Source organism: Bradyrhizobium sp. WSM2254 (genome assembly GCF_000472645.1).
Lineage (GTDB): Bacteria > Pseudomonadota > Alphaproteobacteria > Rhizobiales > Xanthobacteraceae > Bradyrhizobium > Bradyrhizobium niftali.
Map to the genome: position 1 here is coordinate 64,125 of NZ_AXAB01000049.1, position 15,374 is coordinate 79,498.

The following is a 15,374-nucleotide window of genomic DNA, read 5'->3' on the forward strand; positions in this document are numbered from 1 at the left end:
GGTGTTGTGTTCTTGATTTGCGCCTCTCGTTCTAGTCCTTGCCCGGCCCCGGAAGCAACTCGCCGGTCCGGCCCATGACACGGTAAGTCAACAGGCCGATCCATTCGCGCACCGCCACGTCGATCCTGGCGAGACCGTCCCCGCTGACGCGGGTGAACGTGAAGAGATCGTCACGCCCGCCCATTCGCCAATCCACGGGATAGGCTTCGACGTCAAACCCGGCCTTGCGAAAGATCCCCATCGAACGCGGCATGTGAAAGGCCGACGTCACCAGGAGCCAGCGCTCGCCCGGCTTTGGTGCCACCAATTGCTTGGTGAAGATCGCATTCTCCCAGGTGTTGCGAGAGTCCCGCTCGAGGATCAGGCGTTCCTTGGGTATGCCGAGACCTTCCAGGATCGGCGCGGAATAGTCGGCCTCCCTGCTCTCGGTCGAGACGAGGTTCGCCGTGCCGCCGGTGAAGACGATGCGCGCATTGGGGTAGCGGCGCGCCAGCTCGGCCGCCGCCAGCAGACGGTCGGCCGCATGCGAAACGACCGGCGTGCGATGCGCCGCCGACAGATCGGTGTCGACGGAGCCGCCGAGCACGATGATGCCGTCGGGCGCACCGCGCGACGCATCCCATGCCGGAAAGCGCGACTCCAGCGGATAAAGCAGAAGATTGCCGAGCGGCGAGGACGCGGCGAGTGCCAGCAGGACCAGCGTGATCACCGCAAGCTTGCGGCCGAGCGCCGCAAAGCGCGTCAGCATCAGCACCAGCGACAGGATTCCGAGCTCGACCAGAAGATTGATCGGCAGCAGCGCAATGCCGAGAGTCTTGGAAAGAACGAAATACAGGGGAGCCTCGCTGGAATGATCGTGTCATGCGCGGGCTTGACCGGCCCGTCCATCTTCAATCTTCTTGAAAGAGGATCGATCGCCCGGTCAAGCCCGGGCATAACAAGCAAAACCGAACGGACGCGGCAAATGACCCATCATCACCTGCATTCCAGCCCCGAAACCTGCCATTGGGGCTTCTTCGAAGCCGCGCTCCAGCCAGTGCTGACGATCAAAAGCGGCGACGAGGTGACGGTCGACACCATCAGCGGCAGCCCGGACGTGCTGCCCGACCGCGACAAATTTCACATTCCGCCGGAGATGCACGAGGTCCACGCGAAGAGTGAGCGCATGCTGCCCGGCCACATCCTCACCGGGCCGATCGCGGTCGAGGGGGCCGAACCCGGCGACGTGCTCGCGGTCGAGATCCTGGACGTCCAGCTCCGGCAGGACTGGGGCTGGAATCTGATCAAGCCGCTGGCCGGCACCCTGCCCGACGATTTCCACGAGACGCGCATCGTCAACATCCCGCTGGACCGGACGCGGATGGTGGGCCGCATGCCCTGGGGCCTCGACCTGCCCCTCAAGCCGTTCTTCGGCGTGATGGGCGTCTCGCCACCGCCGGCCTGGGGCCGCATCTCCTCGCTGGTCCCGCGCGCCATGGGCGGCAATCTCGACAACAAGGAACTCGGCGCCGGTGCGACACTGTATCTGCCGGTGTTCGTCCCGGGCGCGCTGTTCTCCTGCGGCGACGGCCACGGCGCGCAGGGCGACGGCGAGGTCTGCGTCACCGCGATCGAGACCGCGCTCCAGGGCCGCTTCCGCCTGACGCTGCGCAAGGACCTCGGGCTCGACTACCCCCGTGCCGAGACGCCGACGCACTACATGACCATGGCGATGGACCCCGATCTCGACCAGTGCGTGGTGCGCGCGCTGCGCGACATGATCGCGCTGCTCGGCGAGACGCGAAACCTGTCGCGCGAGGACGCCTACACGCTGTGCAGCCTGGCGGCCGATCTGCGGGTGACCCAGACCGTCAACGGCTCCAAGGGCATCCATTGCATGATCGAAAAGGCGATCGTGCACGGCTGAGCCGGCCCCGCCTTCCCTGACCTGTTGACGTCAAGCCGCCGCGCGATCGCTCGCGCGGCGCGCTGCGCCATGCCAAATTTCTCAAGCGATTCCAAGGGGCTGAACCGTCGCCTTTCACGGGATTTGACTTCCCCCATCGAACCTAAATAGAGTCTTAATCGTTACTTTTATGTACCCGAGTAAGAGGCTAGCGTTCGGGCCATGGCCACCGAAAAAGCCGAGACTGACCGCATTCCCGTAACCTTGGCGCTCTCGACCATCACCTATCTGGAGAAGCTGGTGAGACAGGGCACCCACGGCACCAGCGTTCCCGGCGTCGCACGGACATTGATCGAGGAAGGCATCCGTCTCGCCATCAAGGACGGGCTTTTGTCGATTCGCGACAATGGCAGGACGTGAGCGCGCGCCGGACGTGAGGCGGACGATCTCGAGAGGCGGATGGCCGACATCTGCAACCTGGGACCGTTACAAATGCCTGTTCTCTCACCGACTTCTTCACCGACCTGGACCGACGAACGAATCGAACTTCTGAAGCGGCACTTCGAGGCCGGCCTCTCCTGCCGCGAGATCGCCGCCGACATCGGCGTCAGCCGCAATGCCGTGATCGGCAAGCTGTCCCGGCTGAACCTCACGCGCGGACGTACGGTCGACGACCGCAAGATTCAGGACAGGAGCTTTGCGCCGGCGCGCGCGTCGAGGGCGGTGCCGCGGCTGCAATACGAGATGCTCGCCACCATCTACGGCGAGACCGACGCGCCCGTGGTCGCAGGTCCGATCGACGACGCCAATCGCTGCTCGCTGATGGAGCTCTCCGAGAACCGCTGCCGCTGGCCGATTTCGACGCCGGGCGCAGACGATTTCTGCTTCTGCGGCAATACTGCGCCCGACGGCCAGTCCTATTGCGCCGGCCACAGCCGCCTCGCCTACCGGCCGAACTCGCGCGCGCGCCTCGCACGCGGCTGAGGCCGCAAGCTCATCACAAAACAAAAACCTCCGGCAGGGCATTGCCGGAGGTTTCGAGAGGCTTAGCGTGAAGCCAAGAGCCGTGATTTTGATATTTCGGCCTCCGACTATATAGCTGAGTAACTCAGGTAAGTAAATAAATTTGGCGGCGATGGATTCGCATAGCTCGTCTTCGTCCCGTGCAGCGCGCTTTTCCGGATTGTCGAAGCCTGCATCCAGTAGCAAGAAAGCCCCGGCAGTTTTCCGCCGGGGCTCTCCGAGATCGATCTGAAAGATCGATGATTAGAAGTTGCGCTGAGCGCGCAGCAGCATGGTGACCGAGTTCTGGTCCTTCAGCTCGTACACGGCCGCCGGCTTCGCAGCGGTGGCAATGCCCGGGCTCGCGATGGAGCCAGAGTACTTCTGGTCCAGACGCGACCAGCTCAGGTCGGCAGTGAACGCCAGGTTCTTGACCGGAGTCCACACGGTGTTGACACCGACGACCGCGAAGTTGAAGTCCGGATTGCAGGTCGCACCGGCCACGGCGATCGCAGCGAAGTTGGTGCAGATCAGGGCCTTGCCCGTATCGCCGTACTTCAGCTGAGCATAGCCACCGTAGACGGCGCTCGCCCAGTTCGGGCTCCAGTTGTGGGTATAGCCACCGCGGACGCCCCAGGTCTTGACGGTATCGATGCCGGTACCGGCTCCGAAGACGCCGTCGGAAAGACCGGCGAAACCGGTGCTCTGATACGCGCCGTTGCCGCTACCGCTGAACATGAAGAAGCTCTGCGGGAACAGGCTCTGGAAATTGTAGCGCGTTGCACCGTCCGTGTAGACGGCCTGCAGGTTGATGACGTCGCCCGCACCGGTCGGGATGTTCTTGATCGCCAAAGAGCCCTGCACAGCCCAGCCCCACTTGTCAGAGGGGTGACCCGTGGATTCCGTCGCGCCGTAGTAGGCCGTGTGGAGGTCATGTGCGGCAACCGAGAGCTGGGCCAGACCCCAGGCCTGGTCGACGCGCACCTGACCGATGATGTCAGGCGAACGCGTGCCACCCCAGGCGTTGGCACCGTAGACGCCCGTCACGAACTGAGCGGCCGTACCCGACGACACGTTCCAGAGGTTCGACTGGCCGTTGGTCGCCGTCGTCTCATCCTGCAAGGCGAACGAAGCAGTGATGCCCTGGCCGAAGTCAGCCGTGTAGGCAACCTGGTTCACACCGTTGGTGTGGTTCGAACCGCCCGGAATGGTGTCGGGACCGCCAGCCGGATAGCTCTGCCACGGAGCATCGAAGATCGAGACCGTGCGGCCGAAGGTGAAGCCGGCGAACTGGATGAACGCATGGTAGAGGCCGAGTGCGGCCGAACCGGTCGAGAACGTCGACGGGTTGCTGCCGGTGACCGACTGGGAATCCCAGGTAAAGACCATGTCGGCATAGGTGCGCACCACGCCGTACTCGGTCGCCGTGCGCGTGTCGACGTTGAAGTCGAAACGAGCGCGGCTCATATAGTAGTTGGTCAGACGGTTGTTCGAGCCAGCGTTCGCGCCTTGCTGGAAATTGTAATCGCCTGCGCCGCCAAGGACCGCATCGGCGCGCAGATAGCCGCCGAACTTGATGCAGGTGTCAGTGCCCGGCATGTAGTAGAATCCGGCACCGTACAGGGAGCAGATCTTCACGTATTCGACCGCCTTGGCCTTCACGGGAAGATCGGCCGCCTGCGCCCCGCTCACGGCGATCAGACCCGCCGCTGAGCCGAGCAAGAGGCTCTTCACCAATTTCATATTCAATCTCCAAGTTGCTCATGTGCGAAGGAGCTCGAACCATTCGCGGCCCCTAGGCTCTTTCGCTTTCAAAACCGCTCTGGGGGCTTCGCGATTTCGGACCCACCGCATCGACGCGAGGGACTTGAGCGAACCACCTGCAACGGGACGATTGAGATTCCCCCACCGCCGAATCCAATATGCATACGTCTCTTCGCTAATTAAAATAGTTTATTAGGTCAGCTATTGGATTCCAGCCGCATTGTGTCGCAGGCGCAACACAATCGTCCACGCAGCCTATTTGCTGATCAGCTCATATTTGTAAAATGACTGACACAATTACCTTGCCCTGCACTTGCGTCAGGGCAGACTTGCGTGAACAATGATCGTCAAAGCGCCAGCGGCGAATGTCGAACCGGGAGCACAGGGATGTCCACGTCGAGGAAGGAGGCAACGCGATCTCGTCCCATCGGCAATCTCGACATCATCAGGCGCTTCACCTGGGAGATATCGTCGATCAACATGTATCTGGAGGAGCTGCGTCAGTTCTGGGCGAGAACGCTCGGCATCAGCGGCCCGCAATGGCTGATCCTGATGGCGATCTCCGATCTCGACAAGGACGACGGCGTGCCCGTCAACATGGTCTCCAAGCTGCTCCACGTCGATCCCTCGTTCGTCACCACCCAGTCCAAGCTCCTGGAGAAGAAGGGCTTGCTCCGCCGGCGGCCCTCGCCGACCGACGCCCGGGTCGTGCGGCTGTCACTCGTCGACAAGACCCAGAAGCACATTGCGAGCCTCAACGAGCAGTACAAGACGATTCGCGAATTCGTCTTCGAGGAGTTCGACGAGAACGAGCTGACGGAATTCACCACCAAGCTCGCGACGCTGAAGAACCGGCTCGAAAAAGCCTGCGTCAGGATATCGCTCGACTTCTGAGCCGCTCGCCCGCGCTCAGGTCCGCCGGCCGACGGCGCCCAGTCGCGATTCCAGCCAGTCGAAGATGTATTCGTTGGCCAGGCTCGGATTGTCCGCATGGGCCTGCGCCGCGCCGGTCTCCGTCGCGGTGAACACCTTCAGCACGATATCGGAGCTGCCGAGCCGGGACTTCTGGACGATCTGACGCGCCCGGTCGGCCTTGAGCCAGCCATCCTCGCCGAGCGTGATCAGCACAGGGCAGTCGGCGCTGGAGGCCATCAGCGGCGCATGCGGCACCGGAACGATGCTGAGGTCGCTGATCGCGAAGCGGCTGGCGAAGAAGGATCGTTCGTGCAGATCCCACAGGCCGCCATCGCAGACGGCGGCGGCGAGCCGCGGCTCCTGCAACACCGCGCGCGCCACGAAAGAGGATCCCCACCCGTCCGCCACGATGGCGACGCGATCGAAATCGACGTCGCCGCGCGTTTCCAGATAGTCCATGACGCTCGCGATCGAGCTCTCGAGGTCGCGGCGCTGCAAGAGCGTATCGGCATAATCGTCGCGCTGGTCGCCGAGCAGGTCCAGCGCGAGCATCGACAAGCCGCGCTCGCGCGCATGCGGCGCGAGCTTGAACAGGAATTCCTCCTTGCGGTGTCCCGGCTCGCCGATGCAGATCACAGTCGGGGCCCGTCCGCTCGCCGACGGCGCGGGCAGGAAATAGCCCTGCAAGGAATGATCGTCGACCCAGGGAATCGTCACGACCTCGCCGGCCGGCGCGCGCGCAGCGAGGTAGCGGCGGGCGCATTCCTGCATCGCCAGCACCGCAACCCAGCGGCGCTCGTCGGCCCTATCGAGCGGCATCGCCGCTGCGCCGTAGTAGTTCATCGCCCGCAGCCAGTTGCGCTGCGCGGTCGCCATGTGGCCCTCCGCGAACGCGGCCTCGGCGCGCTGGCGGTTGGCCTGCGCGAGCCGCTTCCACTCGCGATGCCAGGATTGCTCGTCGTCGCGTTTGAGCTGCCGCGCGATCATCAGGCATTCCGCGATCGTGGCGCCGCCCTCCTGGGCTGCGGTCAGGAGCCGCGTAAATTCAGCGGAGATGTCCTCTCTCTCCGGGCACAGGGTCCAGTCGTCAGAGAGGCATGCGGGTATCATCGGAGCTGCGCTCTATCATCGCGTTACCCCCGATTCATTAAACTATTTTAATTCGCCAACCAAGCTGGGGCGCGCCGAACGCGGCCCGTTTGACATCACCATCACTTGAACGATGCTTGAACGACAGACCATGTCCATGCGTGACATTGCAATTCGTCATGTGGCAACGAATGTTGGCAAGAGGTGGCACGTGAAATTACCTGCGCGCCTCTTGCCATGACGATCATCATACCCATATAGCCGCGCCTTCGCCGACTGGGCCAACCGGTTCAGCCGAGCCGCCAGCCGACCTCCTGGATCAAACTTTCGTAGAAGGCGCGATCATAGGCTTGCTCCGGCGTGGCGCGGACGCGCTCGTCAAGGCGCCCGGCGTCCTCGCCCACGAGAATGCGCCAGCGCTCGGCCTTCACCCCGTCAAGGATGATCTTCGCGGCTTGCGCAGCCGTCGTCGGCGCATCCTCCAGGAAGCTGCGGGCCCGCTCGGCGAACGCCGCCTGGATATCCTCGTCCGACATCTTGTCGGCATCTGGCACGCCGGCCGCGACCATGCGCTTGCGGGTCAGCGCGACCTCGTCGGCGTTGAGCCGCTCCGACCCGTCCATGCTCTGCACCTTGCGCGAATTTGAGACGATCGAGGTGCCGATATGGCCGGGCATCACCACCGAGCATTTGACGTGCGGCGCGTGCAGGCGGAGGTCGTTGATCAGCGCTTCGGTAAATCCCTTCACCGCGAACTTGGCCGAGCTGTAGGCGGTGTGCGCCTGGTTCATACCGATCGAGGCCCAGAAGCCGTTGACGCTCGCGGTGTTGACGATGTGGGCCTCGTCCGCCGCGACCAGCATCGGCAGGAAGGTGCGCACGCCGAGATAGACCCCGCCCCAGCAGATGTTGAAGGTGCGCTCCCACTGCTCGCGCGTGTTGGTGAACAGGCTGCCGCCGCCACCGATACCGGCATTGTTGAACAGAAGATGGATCCGGTCGGTCTTCTGCTGTTCGGCGAGCTCGTCGCGAAAACGCTTCAGTTGATCCTCGATCGCGACGTCGGCGACATGCGTCGTGACGCGCAGGCCCTGCGGCAGCTTCTCGACCTCGCAGAGCCGCTTGGTCTCGGCCATCGCGGCCTCCGAGACGTCGCACATTGCGACATTGCAGCCCTCGGCCACGAGCTGCCGCGCGAGCTCGCGCCCCATTCCCGTGCCGCCGCCGGTGATGACCGCGATCTTTCCTGCAAAATCCTTCATGGGACTTTCGGCCCCTCCCTTGTCGGTTTGTTTCTTCAGAGCATGATCCGGACCCGGAGGGCCGCGTTAGCGCACAGTGTGAAGCGGTTTTCCGAAGAGATCATGCTCAAACGATAACCTGAAGCGCGATGACGATTCATCCCAATCTCATCGCGCTTTGGCGCCGCTGATCGCGGCGCGCGCAGAATGTAGCAGCGCCGCATCCGCAGGTAAAAGCGGATCGGCGCTGCCATCTTCGCCATCGATTATTTCGGCGGACGGACTATTCGGCCGCCTCGACGCGCGGCCCGCCCAACGCACCGAGTGCCTCCAGCGCCTTGCGGATCGCGGCCTGCTGCGCGCTCGATGCCTCCGGCATCGGCGCGCGCGGATATGTCCTGGGCAGGCCCTGGAGCGTCTGCGCATGGCGCGTGCAGGCCGGCAGATTGTCGGCGATGACAGCATTCCACAGCGTCAGCAGCTTCTTGTGCAGGTCGAGCGAGCGCGGATGGTCGCCCGCCTTCACCGCATCCCACAGCGCGACGGAGGCATGCGGCGCCGCGGTCAGGATCGCGGCGATCGAGCCGTGGGCCCCGAGCGTGTAGGACGGATACATCAAGGCATCGACCGCGCTGTAGATCAGCTTGTCAGGCGCCATCATCATCAGGTCGGCAAACAGCTTGAGATCGCCCGCGCTCTGTTTGACGCCGACGACCAGCGGCACCTCGGTCATGATCCGCGTCAGCAGCGCCGGCGACAGATAGGACCACGGCACCACGTTGTAGATGATGATGGGCATGCCGGTCTCGTCGGCGATGGCGCGAAAGTGCGCCACCATCGCCTCCTCGTCCGGCTTGAACAGGTAGTGCACCGGCGTGACCTGGAGCGCGGCGACATTCATGTCGCGGACCAGCTTGCCGCGGCGGATCGCATCGCGCGTGGAGTCCACGATGATGCCGGCGATCACGGGAATGCGCCCCTTCACCGCCTCCACCGTCGCGGCCACCAGATCGCGATATTCCTCGTGATCGAGCGTGTGTCCTTCGCCGGTCGAACCTCCGGCGGCAACACCATGGGCGCCGGCGCCGATCATCCAGTCCACCTGGGGCGCCACGAGCCCGAAATCGATCTCGCCGTCCTTCCGGAAAGGCGTCGTCATCGGCGGGATCACGCCGGTCGGTCGTACCTTCATGGTCTGCCCTCGCGTTTCCTGTGGTGTTGCGGCAGCCCCGCTCTTTTGACGAGTGCCCGCAACGCCATGAATCGTATCGGCCGTGCGGGCCTTGTGAAGTGGCTCATACGCGGCGCGGCCCTGACAATTGATCATTCCTGGGGGTTCCTGCGGGTTCCCCGTATTTGTCCGGCTTCGGGTTAATGGCAATTTTTTTACAATCCGAATCGCCAAATGAAGGTGGACGCTAGGTTGAGTCGGTCAGGCCAGCGTGTCGTTTGTGTCACAGGCTCTGGCACTCCGCTTGCATCCTCTTCGTGGTCAGAAACTACCGATGAGGTGACAGGAATGTTCGTGACCGTCGTTGCCGTGCTCTGCCGGCTTGGTGCATCTGCCTCGGGCGCTTGTGTCGAGGAGATCGTGACCGACAGCAATATGACGCCCGAAATGTCGATGATGCAGTGTGCAATCGGTGCACAGGCACCGCTTGCGAAATGGATGGGCGAGCATCCGATCTATCACGCCAACTGGCGCCTCGAGCGCTACAAATGCGTGCCGGGTCACTACGAGATCAAGGGCCACGCCTAAGGCCCCGCAAAACTACTGATACCAAGACGACCGAGGAAACGCCCCGGGGGCCGCCTTTCTCCTCCGCGCGGGCACCGCTAGCGCCCAGCCCACCGTGGCGGCGCGCTTTGTGACAATCGTCACGCTCTCCCCTCAGGCAATTGCGCGCAAGATGATCGCACGCGCCTGCCGCCCCTCCGGCGTCGGCATCAGCGCATAATTGTGCGGCTGGTCACGGAGCAGATGCAGCTCGACCGGCACACCCACGGCCCTCGCCCGCTCCGCAAGATCGACGCTGTCGGGGTAAAGCAGATCGCGCGTGCCCGAGAAGATCGTCATTGGCGGCAGCGAACGGAACGCGCCGTTGAGCGGGCTGACGAAGGGATGGCCGACATCGAGCTCGCCGGCATAGAGGCGTCCCGCCTCGAGGATCCCCGGAATGTCCTGCATCGGATCGCGCGCCGCGATCTCGACCTGCTCCGGACGGCTGACCGACGCATCCGCCGCAGGCGAGATCAGCACCATCAGGTTTGGCTGCCGATGTCCGCGATCGCGCAGCCACTGGCAGGCGGCGAGCGCAAGGGCCGCGCCGGCCGAATTGCCGACCACCGTGACCTTTGCGGGCCCGGCATCTTCCAGCAGCATCCGCAACAGCTCGGCCGTCCCCGGCACGACATCCTTGGCGGTGGCGCGCGGCGCAAGCGGATAGATCGGCACGACGCAGCAGACGTTCGCCTGCCGCGTCATCTGGCCGACGAAGCGCCAATGCGCGGGCACGATCTCGTTGATGAAGCCGCCGCCATGCAGGAACATGACGTAGTTGCAGTCCTCGTGTCCCGCTGACGGCGCGGTGTAATAGACCGGCCATCCGCCCATCTTCGTCAGCGTTGCCTCAACGCCGCGGCCAAGTCCCGTCGGCTCGAACGAGGCCGGCTCCAATGCGAGCTTCTGCACATGTGCCTGCACTGCTTCGGCTGATGCCAGCTGCTTCTTGAACGGAAGAAGGCGCAGCAGCAGGTTGAAGGCGCGGCTTTGCAGGCTCGGCGCGGGATCGCGCGGCGCCCGCGCACCGAACACGCAGCCACCTGGGCAGAACTGAAATGCCGACACAAGTCTGGCAACGCTCATGGCCACATCCCCATCTTGCTCTTTCGATACGGCGACGAAGAGGCTTGCCGACCCGCCGCCACTTGCGGGTATAATGCGAGCATTCACTCGCTTTTCCTACTCGCATTCAGATCACAAGGCCGTGGCCAGAAAATCGCCCACAAAACCCCGGAAAAATGCCTCGCAGCAGCGATCCCGCGCCACCGTCGACGCGCTGGTCGAGGCAACTGCTCGCATTCTGATCAAGGAAGGCTTTGAGAAGGCGAGCACCAACCGCATCGCCGAAGTGGCCGGCGTCAGCGTCGGCTCGCTCTACCAGTATTTCCCGAGCAAGGAGGCGCTCGTCGCCGCCGTGATCGACCGCCACAACGAGGAGATCATGGCCATCGTCCGCTCAGCGCTGACCGAGGTCGCGGACCTGCCGATCGACAAGGCCGTGCGAAAACTCGTGACCGTTGCGATCGAGGCCCACCGCATCGACCCGAAACTGCATCGGGTGCTCGCCGAGCAGATCCCGCGTACCGGCCAGCTTAGGGACGTCGAAGCCTTCAACCGCGAGGTCCACACCCTCGTCCGCACCTATCTCGAAAGCCGCCGCAACGAGATGCGCAAGATCGATCCGGCGCTGGCCACCTTCATCTGCGTCAGCGCGATCGAGGCCGTCGCGCACAACACGGTGCTGAACCACGCCGAGATGCTGACGGAGAAGACGGTGCGGACACTGGTGGACGAGACGACGCGGATGGTGGTGGGGTATTTGAGGTAGGTGGAACGATGTCGGGGGCTTGGGCGCGACTTGCTGGCCGCGCGGACAGGTTACGCTTCATGGCGCGGGGAGACGACAACTCCGCTCCGGACGTTCATCCCACGAACCGGCATGACGACATCATGCCCCTGCTTTGCCCGACGGGTCAAACCGATTCGGAAAAACGTTATCCGCCAAAGGCCTCGCTACTGTGCATGGGGTTGTTTTCGGCATGTTGATTTTCCGCCCGCAACCAGCCATCCGCTACTGATCGCCGCGCATGCGTCACCGGCCGGGGCGCTCTCCACGCCGACGGTCAATCCACCCGACAGATGAGTTGGAAAAAATGGTCGGAGCATCGGCTGCGGCTGTGGCAGCGAAAAAATCGATTAGACGATTCACATAGGTGAATGCGGGAACCTTGAGGGTCGGGAAAAATCGGCAATCCGGGGCTGGCTAGGCCATTTGATCTCGGAACTATTGAAACCCGGACGGGGCCGCTGATGGCGAGTCGGCGGCCCTTGTTTGTGAGGAACGACAGGGCGTTTGCCACGTTTTCCCGATGCCCTTCCCCAAGGGCACCCTGAGTGGCCCCAGCTCCAACGCCCCCCGTATCCCCGCGAGCTGGGGCTTTTTTTGTTCCCTGCTTAGCGATGTGTTCTTTGCGTTCGCGGCGTGTTCTATGGGACCGAATTCCTTGACCTGTCCCAAGGGGGCCGGCCGGGCCCTGAATTAGGACGTTTCGAAATTCAACTTAAAACACTGAGGGTTAGCTACGGACAGTAGCTATTTTGGATTAAGGACAGATTGCGAATCAGGTGCTCCGCCAAACGAACATACGGCGTGAGGTTCAACCCCAACGGAACGCGCGCGCTTCCCTGAGCGTTTTTAGGCAGCAGATCTTTCAAGTCGGGAGGACGTTCATGAAACGCCACCGGTTCAAACAGGATAGAGCGATAGGCGAACGGCTCATCGAAGAAGCGCGGTTAGCGAGGGAAAAGGCAGGTCAATCGCCGGCAGGGGCCGCGGAGCGTGAAGAGCTTTTGAAGAAGGCCCGCGAAGCCGACATCGCCGCCCACATTGATGAATGGCTAACCTCGCCCGGGTTGCAGCCACCAAAGCTAGGAGTATGATTCTGGGTGATTTGCAAACCAAGGGAGGTGCATTTGGCAGCCAACCTAGTTTTGAGAATTGCCATCATCGGACTGGGCGTCTTTTCGACGGTTCTTGCGTCCATGCTGTACTTCAATCTGTAAGAGAAGGCCGCCCCGGTTGGCGGCCTCTTTCATTTCATGAAGGCGGGTTCTTCATCACCGTCCTGCTATCACGCCAGCGTCCTAACAGCACGAACGGAAACCCCAGCCAGATCCGTTCTGTCGATTCGTGGCTGCGGTGCACGGTCCGCTAAGACCGGCCCTCCGGGCTCCAAAGGATTGCCCCTTTTGGACAGTCATGTTTTCCCACTTCATCGGCATATATTGAACTCGCCAACGGCTGGTTTCCCCTTCCAGCCCCAGCCCGGAGAGGCAGGCGGCCCTACCGCGCGATCAGCGAGGCAGGGTCGCTGCGCGTCATAGACGGCGGCCTTGTTCGGACGACGAATCTCTCTTCTCGACCGAAGAACTATGCTTCGAGTGCGCCGCTGCCCAGTCCTTCGAAGTTGAAGCAAAGAAGATCGACCTCGGCTCCGGTGAGATCGGCTCGAAAAAATCGGCATGTGTATTCAGTCTGCTTCCTGCTCGCACGGTTGGATGCCGCTTCAGTCAAGAAAATGCACTGTCTACAACTATTCGTATGGTGACGATTTTGACGCGCGTCTAGCTGCCGCAAAATTTGACTGAGTAGGTCGCGAAAGTTGTTTGCACCAACTTCAAGCGTCGCAATGGCATGGATGAGCGGTGCGATGGGATCGCTGGCAAGAATTTTCTCTCCTCGGGGCGTCACATCTAGGATGACCGAGCGCTTGTCTTGGTCGGCGCTTTTGCGCTGAAGGTAACCCCTGCCTTCAAGACGCTTGACGGTTTGAGAAGCGGTGGCCCGAGAGGCGCCGACGAACTGGGCTAGCGCGGACGGGGTTCGTGAGAACCTGTTTGCACGAGCAAGAAGTCTCAACGCCATCCATTCTCGATCAGTCAATCCGTGCCGGGCGCCATCAAAATGCCAACCGCTCGACGTTTGCACCAACAGATCGACCGCTTGCCGCGCTGCCGTGATCATCCCCGCCCCTCTCATAGTCCGGCAGATTTACCTGGCGGAACCTTACATTGCATGTAAATCGGGGTTGAACGACTATACGAAGGTTTGCAATTGGTGATTGTGCATTCACAAAATCCGACTTGAACGCGAGTCACGGGCTAACGGATAGTGGGTCAGAAGCGGTCGATGCTGCAAGCCACCGGAGACGTCAGTTAGGGGCCAGTTCCGGACATTGCTTAGGGGCCGCAGTGTCTTCGTGTGACGCCACCTGTTTCCAGGATGGGTCAGGTGACGTAGAATGCTACTGCCCCTTGAAGCGGGACGTGCCGAAATCGCCGTCCGGGCAAACGAGCAGCACTGGTGCTATCGGCAGGCACACTCCTCTTAGAGACCGTTCTTTTTTCGGTTTCGCACCACCGTTCACCACGAATTTTGCGCGCTGCGTTTGCGGCGGCGCGTTCGAGTAATGTCGGGAGGAATGCGATGGGCAAGGTCGATCGAAGGTCCGCACTGGGAATCGGGTTGGCTGCAGTTTCGGCTGCCATGGTCAAGCCAGCCGCCGCTCAAGCCACAAGCTACAAGGATACGACGCCTTGGCCAGGTGTCGTGGTGCGTGAATATGAAGGCGAAACACCATCCCTGATCCCAGGTTTTAAGACCGTCTCAATGCGCGATATCATTATGCAGCCGGGGTCGAAGACCATGGGGCCCCCGATGATGAATGCCATGGTCTGCCATATCACCGAAGGGGAGCTTCGGCTTGAGCAGGAGGGAAAGACCTTTACGGGCAAGAAGAATTTTGTCTGGACCTGCAACAAGGAAACAAAAGAACAGGCCTACAACGACGGGAATGTGGTCGCGATTATGCGGATCACCGACCTGAAGGCTTAGCGCTCGTTTCTTCGCAAGAGATCGATTGTGGGAGCGGATGGCGCATGCGACAACGCGCCATCCGCGTGCAGGACCGCATCGGGTCAATCGCGTCGAGCCTCAGAGATCGATACCGACCACGATGTTACGGCCCATCAATTCGGCAAAGGTAGCTGTGTGCGCGTAGAGCTTTGCGAACGCCTCGTCCTTTGCCACTGCCTCCTGTACCTTCCCGTACACTTCCCAACTGGAATAGCGCGTAGAGATAAGAAACTCCCCAGCCCACGTACCAGTGTGAAACCGCGAAAGCCGAAGAAATTCTGCGCCATGCTTTTCGAAGATTGCCTTCGCCTGCTTGGCGGTCTTGATCATTTCCTCAGGTTTGTCGCTCTTGAAGCGTGTAAATTGTACAATGGCCATGACCTAATCCCTCCGTTGAGCCCCCACTGGTTAGGTCGAGGAGTGGCCGCAGAGGTTCACAGCGTTTCCCTACGATGCAGGGTCCGAGTCGGGTCAAAGGCAGCGGTGGACGCCAAGTTGGATCGGCGTCCGGTTTGCCCCTGACAGCCGACATGACACGCGCTCAATCGACCTTCGGCTAAGGGCCGATTTTGTTGCAAAAGTCGGCTGTGTGCGATGGATCGTTCGGCATTTTCACTTGGGGCGACGGGGTTTGGTCCCGCGCCCCCGCGCTCTCTACGCAACTTTTACGCTACGCAATACACAGAGCCTGAGCGGGTGGCGGTCGCGCAACCAGCGATGCGAGCCTCCTTAGGTTCTGAGCGGTGGCGGCCAGAACGAACTCGTCCTGAGCGCCTCGTG

General features: G+C 62.1%; 17 protein-coding genes. 8 read left to right on the plus strand and 9 right to left on the minus strand.

Annotation, left to right across the window (positions count from 1 at the left end; genetic code table 11):
* Positions 1–31: 31 nt before the first annotated feature.
* Complete coding sequence (locus A3M7_RS0130880; RefSeq protein ID WP_049823770.1) at positions 32–799, minus strand: YdcF family protein; 768 nt, start codon at positions 797–799, stop codon at positions 32–34.
* A 165-nt stretch (positions 800–964) separates the two neighbouring features.
* Between A3M7_RS0130880 and A3M7_RS0130885 the strand changes: the two genes are divergently transcribed.
* From A3M7_RS0130885 to A3M7_RS0130895, 3 genes are all read left to right on the plus strand, one after another.
* Positions 965–1,906: an acetamidase/formamidase family protein gene (locus tag A3M7_RS0130885; RefSeq protein ID WP_027547395.1), complete on the plus strand. Its 942-nt coding sequence runs from the start codon at positions 965–967 to the stop codon at positions 1,904–1,906.
* Between the two features lie 201 nt (positions 1,907–2,107).
* Positions 2,108–2,305 (plus strand): hypothetical protein, encoded by a 198-nt coding sequence (locus tag A3M7_RS0130890; protein WP_007603456.1) that lies wholly within the window; start codon positions 2,108–2,110, stop codon positions 2,303–2,305.
* 72 nt (positions 2,306–2,377) lie between these two features.
* Complete coding sequence (locus A3M7_RS0130895; RefSeq protein ID WP_027547396.1) at positions 2,378–2,869, plus strand: GcrA family cell cycle regulator; 492 nt, start codon at positions 2,378–2,380, stop codon at positions 2,867–2,869.
* Between the two features lie 282 nt (positions 2,870–3,151).
* On the opposite strand, the gene A3M7_RS0130900 is transcribed toward A3M7_RS0130895, so the two are convergent.
* The gene (locus A3M7_RS0130900) at positions 3,152–4,630 is read right to left on the minus strand and encodes a porin (protein WP_027547397.1); all 1,479 of its coding nucleotides are present in this window, start codon (positions 4,628–4,630) and stop codon (positions 3,152–3,154) included.
* A 408-nt stretch (positions 4,631–5,038) separates the two neighbouring features.
* On the opposite strand from A3M7_RS0130900, the gene A3M7_RS0130905 reads away from it, so the two are divergent.
* Positions 5,039–5,545 (plus strand): MarR family winged helix-turn-helix transcriptional regulator, encoded by a 507-nt coding sequence (locus tag A3M7_RS0130905; RefSeq protein ID WP_027547398.1) that lies wholly within the window; start codon positions 5,039–5,041, stop codon positions 5,543–5,545.
* A 15-nt stretch (positions 5,546–5,560) separates the two neighbouring features.
* Here A3M7_RS0130905 and A3M7_RS0130910 read toward each other — a convergent pair whose 3' ends face one another.
* The 4 genes from A3M7_RS0130910 to A3M7_RS0130920 all read right to left on the minus strand — a co-directional run bounded on the left by A3M7_RS0130910 (position 5,561) and on the right by A3M7_RS0130920 (position 9,088).
* Positions 5,561–6,676: a S9 family peptidase gene (locus A3M7_RS0130910; protein ID WP_027547399.1), complete on the minus strand. Its 1,116-nt coding sequence runs from the start codon at positions 6,674–6,676 to the stop codon at positions 5,561–5,563.
* A 269-nt stretch (positions 6,677–6,945) separates the two neighbouring features.
* Positions 6,946–7,917: an SDR family oxidoreductase gene (locus A3M7_RS0130915; RefSeq protein WP_027547400.1), complete on the minus strand. Its 972-nt coding sequence runs from the start codon at positions 7,915–7,917 to the stop codon at positions 6,946–6,948.
* A 35-nt stretch (positions 7,918–7,952) separates the two neighbouring features.
* A complete protein-coding gene (locus A3M7_RS49000; RefSeq protein ID WP_156937020.1) occupies positions 7,953–8,159 on the minus strand; it encodes a hypothetical protein in 207 nt (68 codons plus the stop codon).
* A 20-nt stretch (positions 8,160–8,179) separates the two neighbouring features.
* On the minus strand, positions 8,180–9,088 hold the full coding sequence (locus tag A3M7_RS0130920) for a dihydrodipicolinate synthase family protein (protein ID WP_027547401.1): 909 nt from the start codon (positions 9,086–9,088) through the stop codon (positions 8,180–8,182).
* A gap of 327 nt (positions 9,089–9,415) precedes the next feature.
* On the opposite strand from A3M7_RS0130920, the gene A3M7_RS0130925 reads away from it, so the two are divergent.
* On the plus strand, positions 9,416–9,655 hold the full coding sequence (locus A3M7_RS0130925) for a hypothetical protein (protein ID WP_027547402.1): 240 nt from the start codon (positions 9,416–9,418) through the stop codon (positions 9,653–9,655).
* Positions 9,656–9,787: 132 nt separating this feature from the next.
* On the opposite strand, the gene A3M7_RS0130930 is transcribed toward A3M7_RS0130925, so the two are convergent.
* Positions 9,788–10,762: an alpha/beta fold hydrolase gene (locus A3M7_RS0130930; RefSeq protein WP_027547403.1), complete on the minus strand. Its 975-nt coding sequence runs from the start codon at positions 10,760–10,762 to the stop codon at positions 9,788–9,790.
* 121 nt (positions 10,763–10,883) lie between these two features.
* Between A3M7_RS0130930 and A3M7_RS0130935 the strand changes: the two genes are divergently transcribed.
* A complete protein-coding gene (locus A3M7_RS0130935; RefSeq protein WP_027547404.1) occupies positions 10,884–11,507 on the plus strand; it encodes a TetR/AcrR family transcriptional regulator in 624 nt (207 codons plus the stop codon).
* Between the two features lie 902 nt (positions 11,508–12,409).
* Positions 12,410–12,619, plus strand: a complete 210-nt coding sequence (locus A3M7_RS0130940) for a hypothetical protein (RefSeq protein ID WP_027547405.1) — start codon at positions 12,410–12,412, stop codon at positions 12,617–12,619.
* 490 nt (positions 12,620–13,109) lie between these two features.
* On the opposite strand, the gene A3M7_RS47390 is transcribed toward A3M7_RS0130940, so the two are convergent.
* Positions 13,110–13,703, minus strand: a complete 594-nt coding sequence (locus A3M7_RS47390) for a MarR family transcriptional regulator (RefSeq protein WP_084302672.1) — start codon at positions 13,701–13,703, stop codon at positions 13,110–13,112.
* 462 nt (positions 13,704–14,165) lie between these two features.
* On the opposite strand from A3M7_RS47390, the gene A3M7_RS0130945 reads away from it, so the two are divergent.
* Positions 14,166–14,573, plus strand: a complete 408-nt coding sequence (locus A3M7_RS0130945) for a hypothetical protein (RefSeq protein ID WP_027547406.1) — start codon at positions 14,166–14,168, stop codon at positions 14,571–14,573.
* Between the two features lie 99 nt (positions 14,574–14,672).
* Here A3M7_RS0130945 and A3M7_RS0130950 read toward each other — a convergent pair whose 3' ends face one another.
* Positions 14,673–14,972 carry a hypothetical protein gene (locus A3M7_RS0130950; protein ID WP_027547407.1) on the minus strand — a complete coding sequence of 100 codons (300 nt, stop codon included), beginning with the start codon at positions 14,970–14,972 and terminating at the stop codon, positions 14,673–14,675.
* Between the last annotated feature and the right edge of the window lie 402 nt (positions 14,973–15,374).

Bases quoted from the DNA above. Each gene is read 5' to 3' on its own strand.
- A3M7_RS0130885 (WP_027547395.1), top strand. From the start codon at position 965: ATGACCCATCATCACCTGCATTCCAGCCCCGAAACCTGCCATTGGGGC.
- A3M7_RS0130890 (WP_007603456.1), top strand. From the start codon at position 2,108: ATGGCCACCGAAAAAGCCGAGACTGACCGCATTCCCGTAACCTTGGCG.
- A3M7_RS0130895 (WP_027547396.1), top strand. From the start codon at position 2,378: ATGCCTGTTCTCTCACCGACTTCTTCACCGACCTGGACCGACGAACGA.
- A3M7_RS0130900 (WP_027547397.1), bottom strand. From the start codon at position 4,630: ATGAAATTGGTGAAGAGCCTCTTGCTCGGCTCAGCGGCGGGTCTGATC.
- A3M7_RS0130905 (WP_027547398.1), top strand. From the start codon at position 5,039: ATGTCCACGTCGAGGAAGGAGGCAACGCGATCTCGTCCCATCGGCAAT.
- A3M7_RS0130910 (WP_027547399.1), bottom strand. From the start codon at position 6,676: ATGATACCCGCATGCCTCTCTGACGACTGGACCCTGTGCCCGGAGAGA.
- A3M7_RS0130915 (WP_027547400.1), bottom strand. From the start codon at position 7,917: ATGAAGGATTTTGCAGGAAAGATCGCGGTCATCACCGGCGGCGGCACG.
- A3M7_RS49000 (WP_156937020.1), bottom strand. From the start codon at position 8,159: ATGGCGAAGATGGCAGCGCCGATCCGCTTTTACCTGCGGATGCGGCGC.
- A3M7_RS0130920 (WP_027547401.1), bottom strand. From the start codon at position 9,088: ATGAAGGTACGACCGACCGGCGTGATCCCGCCGATGACGACGCCTTTC.
- A3M7_RS0130925 (WP_027547402.1), top strand. From the start codon at position 9,416: ATGTTCGTGACCGTCGTTGCCGTGCTCTGCCGGCTTGGTGCATCTGCC.
- A3M7_RS0130930 (WP_027547403.1), bottom strand. From the start codon at position 10,762: ATGAGCGTTGCCAGACTTGTGTCGGCATTTCAGTTCTGCCCAGGTGGC.
- A3M7_RS0130940 (WP_027547405.1), top strand. From the start codon at position 12,410: ATGAAACGCCACCGGTTCAAACAGGATAGAGCGATAGGCGAACGGCTC.
- A3M7_RS47390 (WP_084302672.1), bottom strand. From the start codon at position 13,703: ATGATCACGGCAGCGCGGCAAGCGGTCGATCTGTTGGTGCAAACGTCG.
- A3M7_RS0130945 (WP_027547406.1), top strand. From the start codon at position 14,166: ATGGGCAAGGTCGATCGAAGGTCCGCACTGGGAATCGGGTTGGCTGCA.
- A3M7_RS0130950 (WP_027547407.1), bottom strand. From the start codon at position 14,972: ATGGCCATTGTACAATTTACACGCTTCAAGAGCGACAAACCTGAGGAA.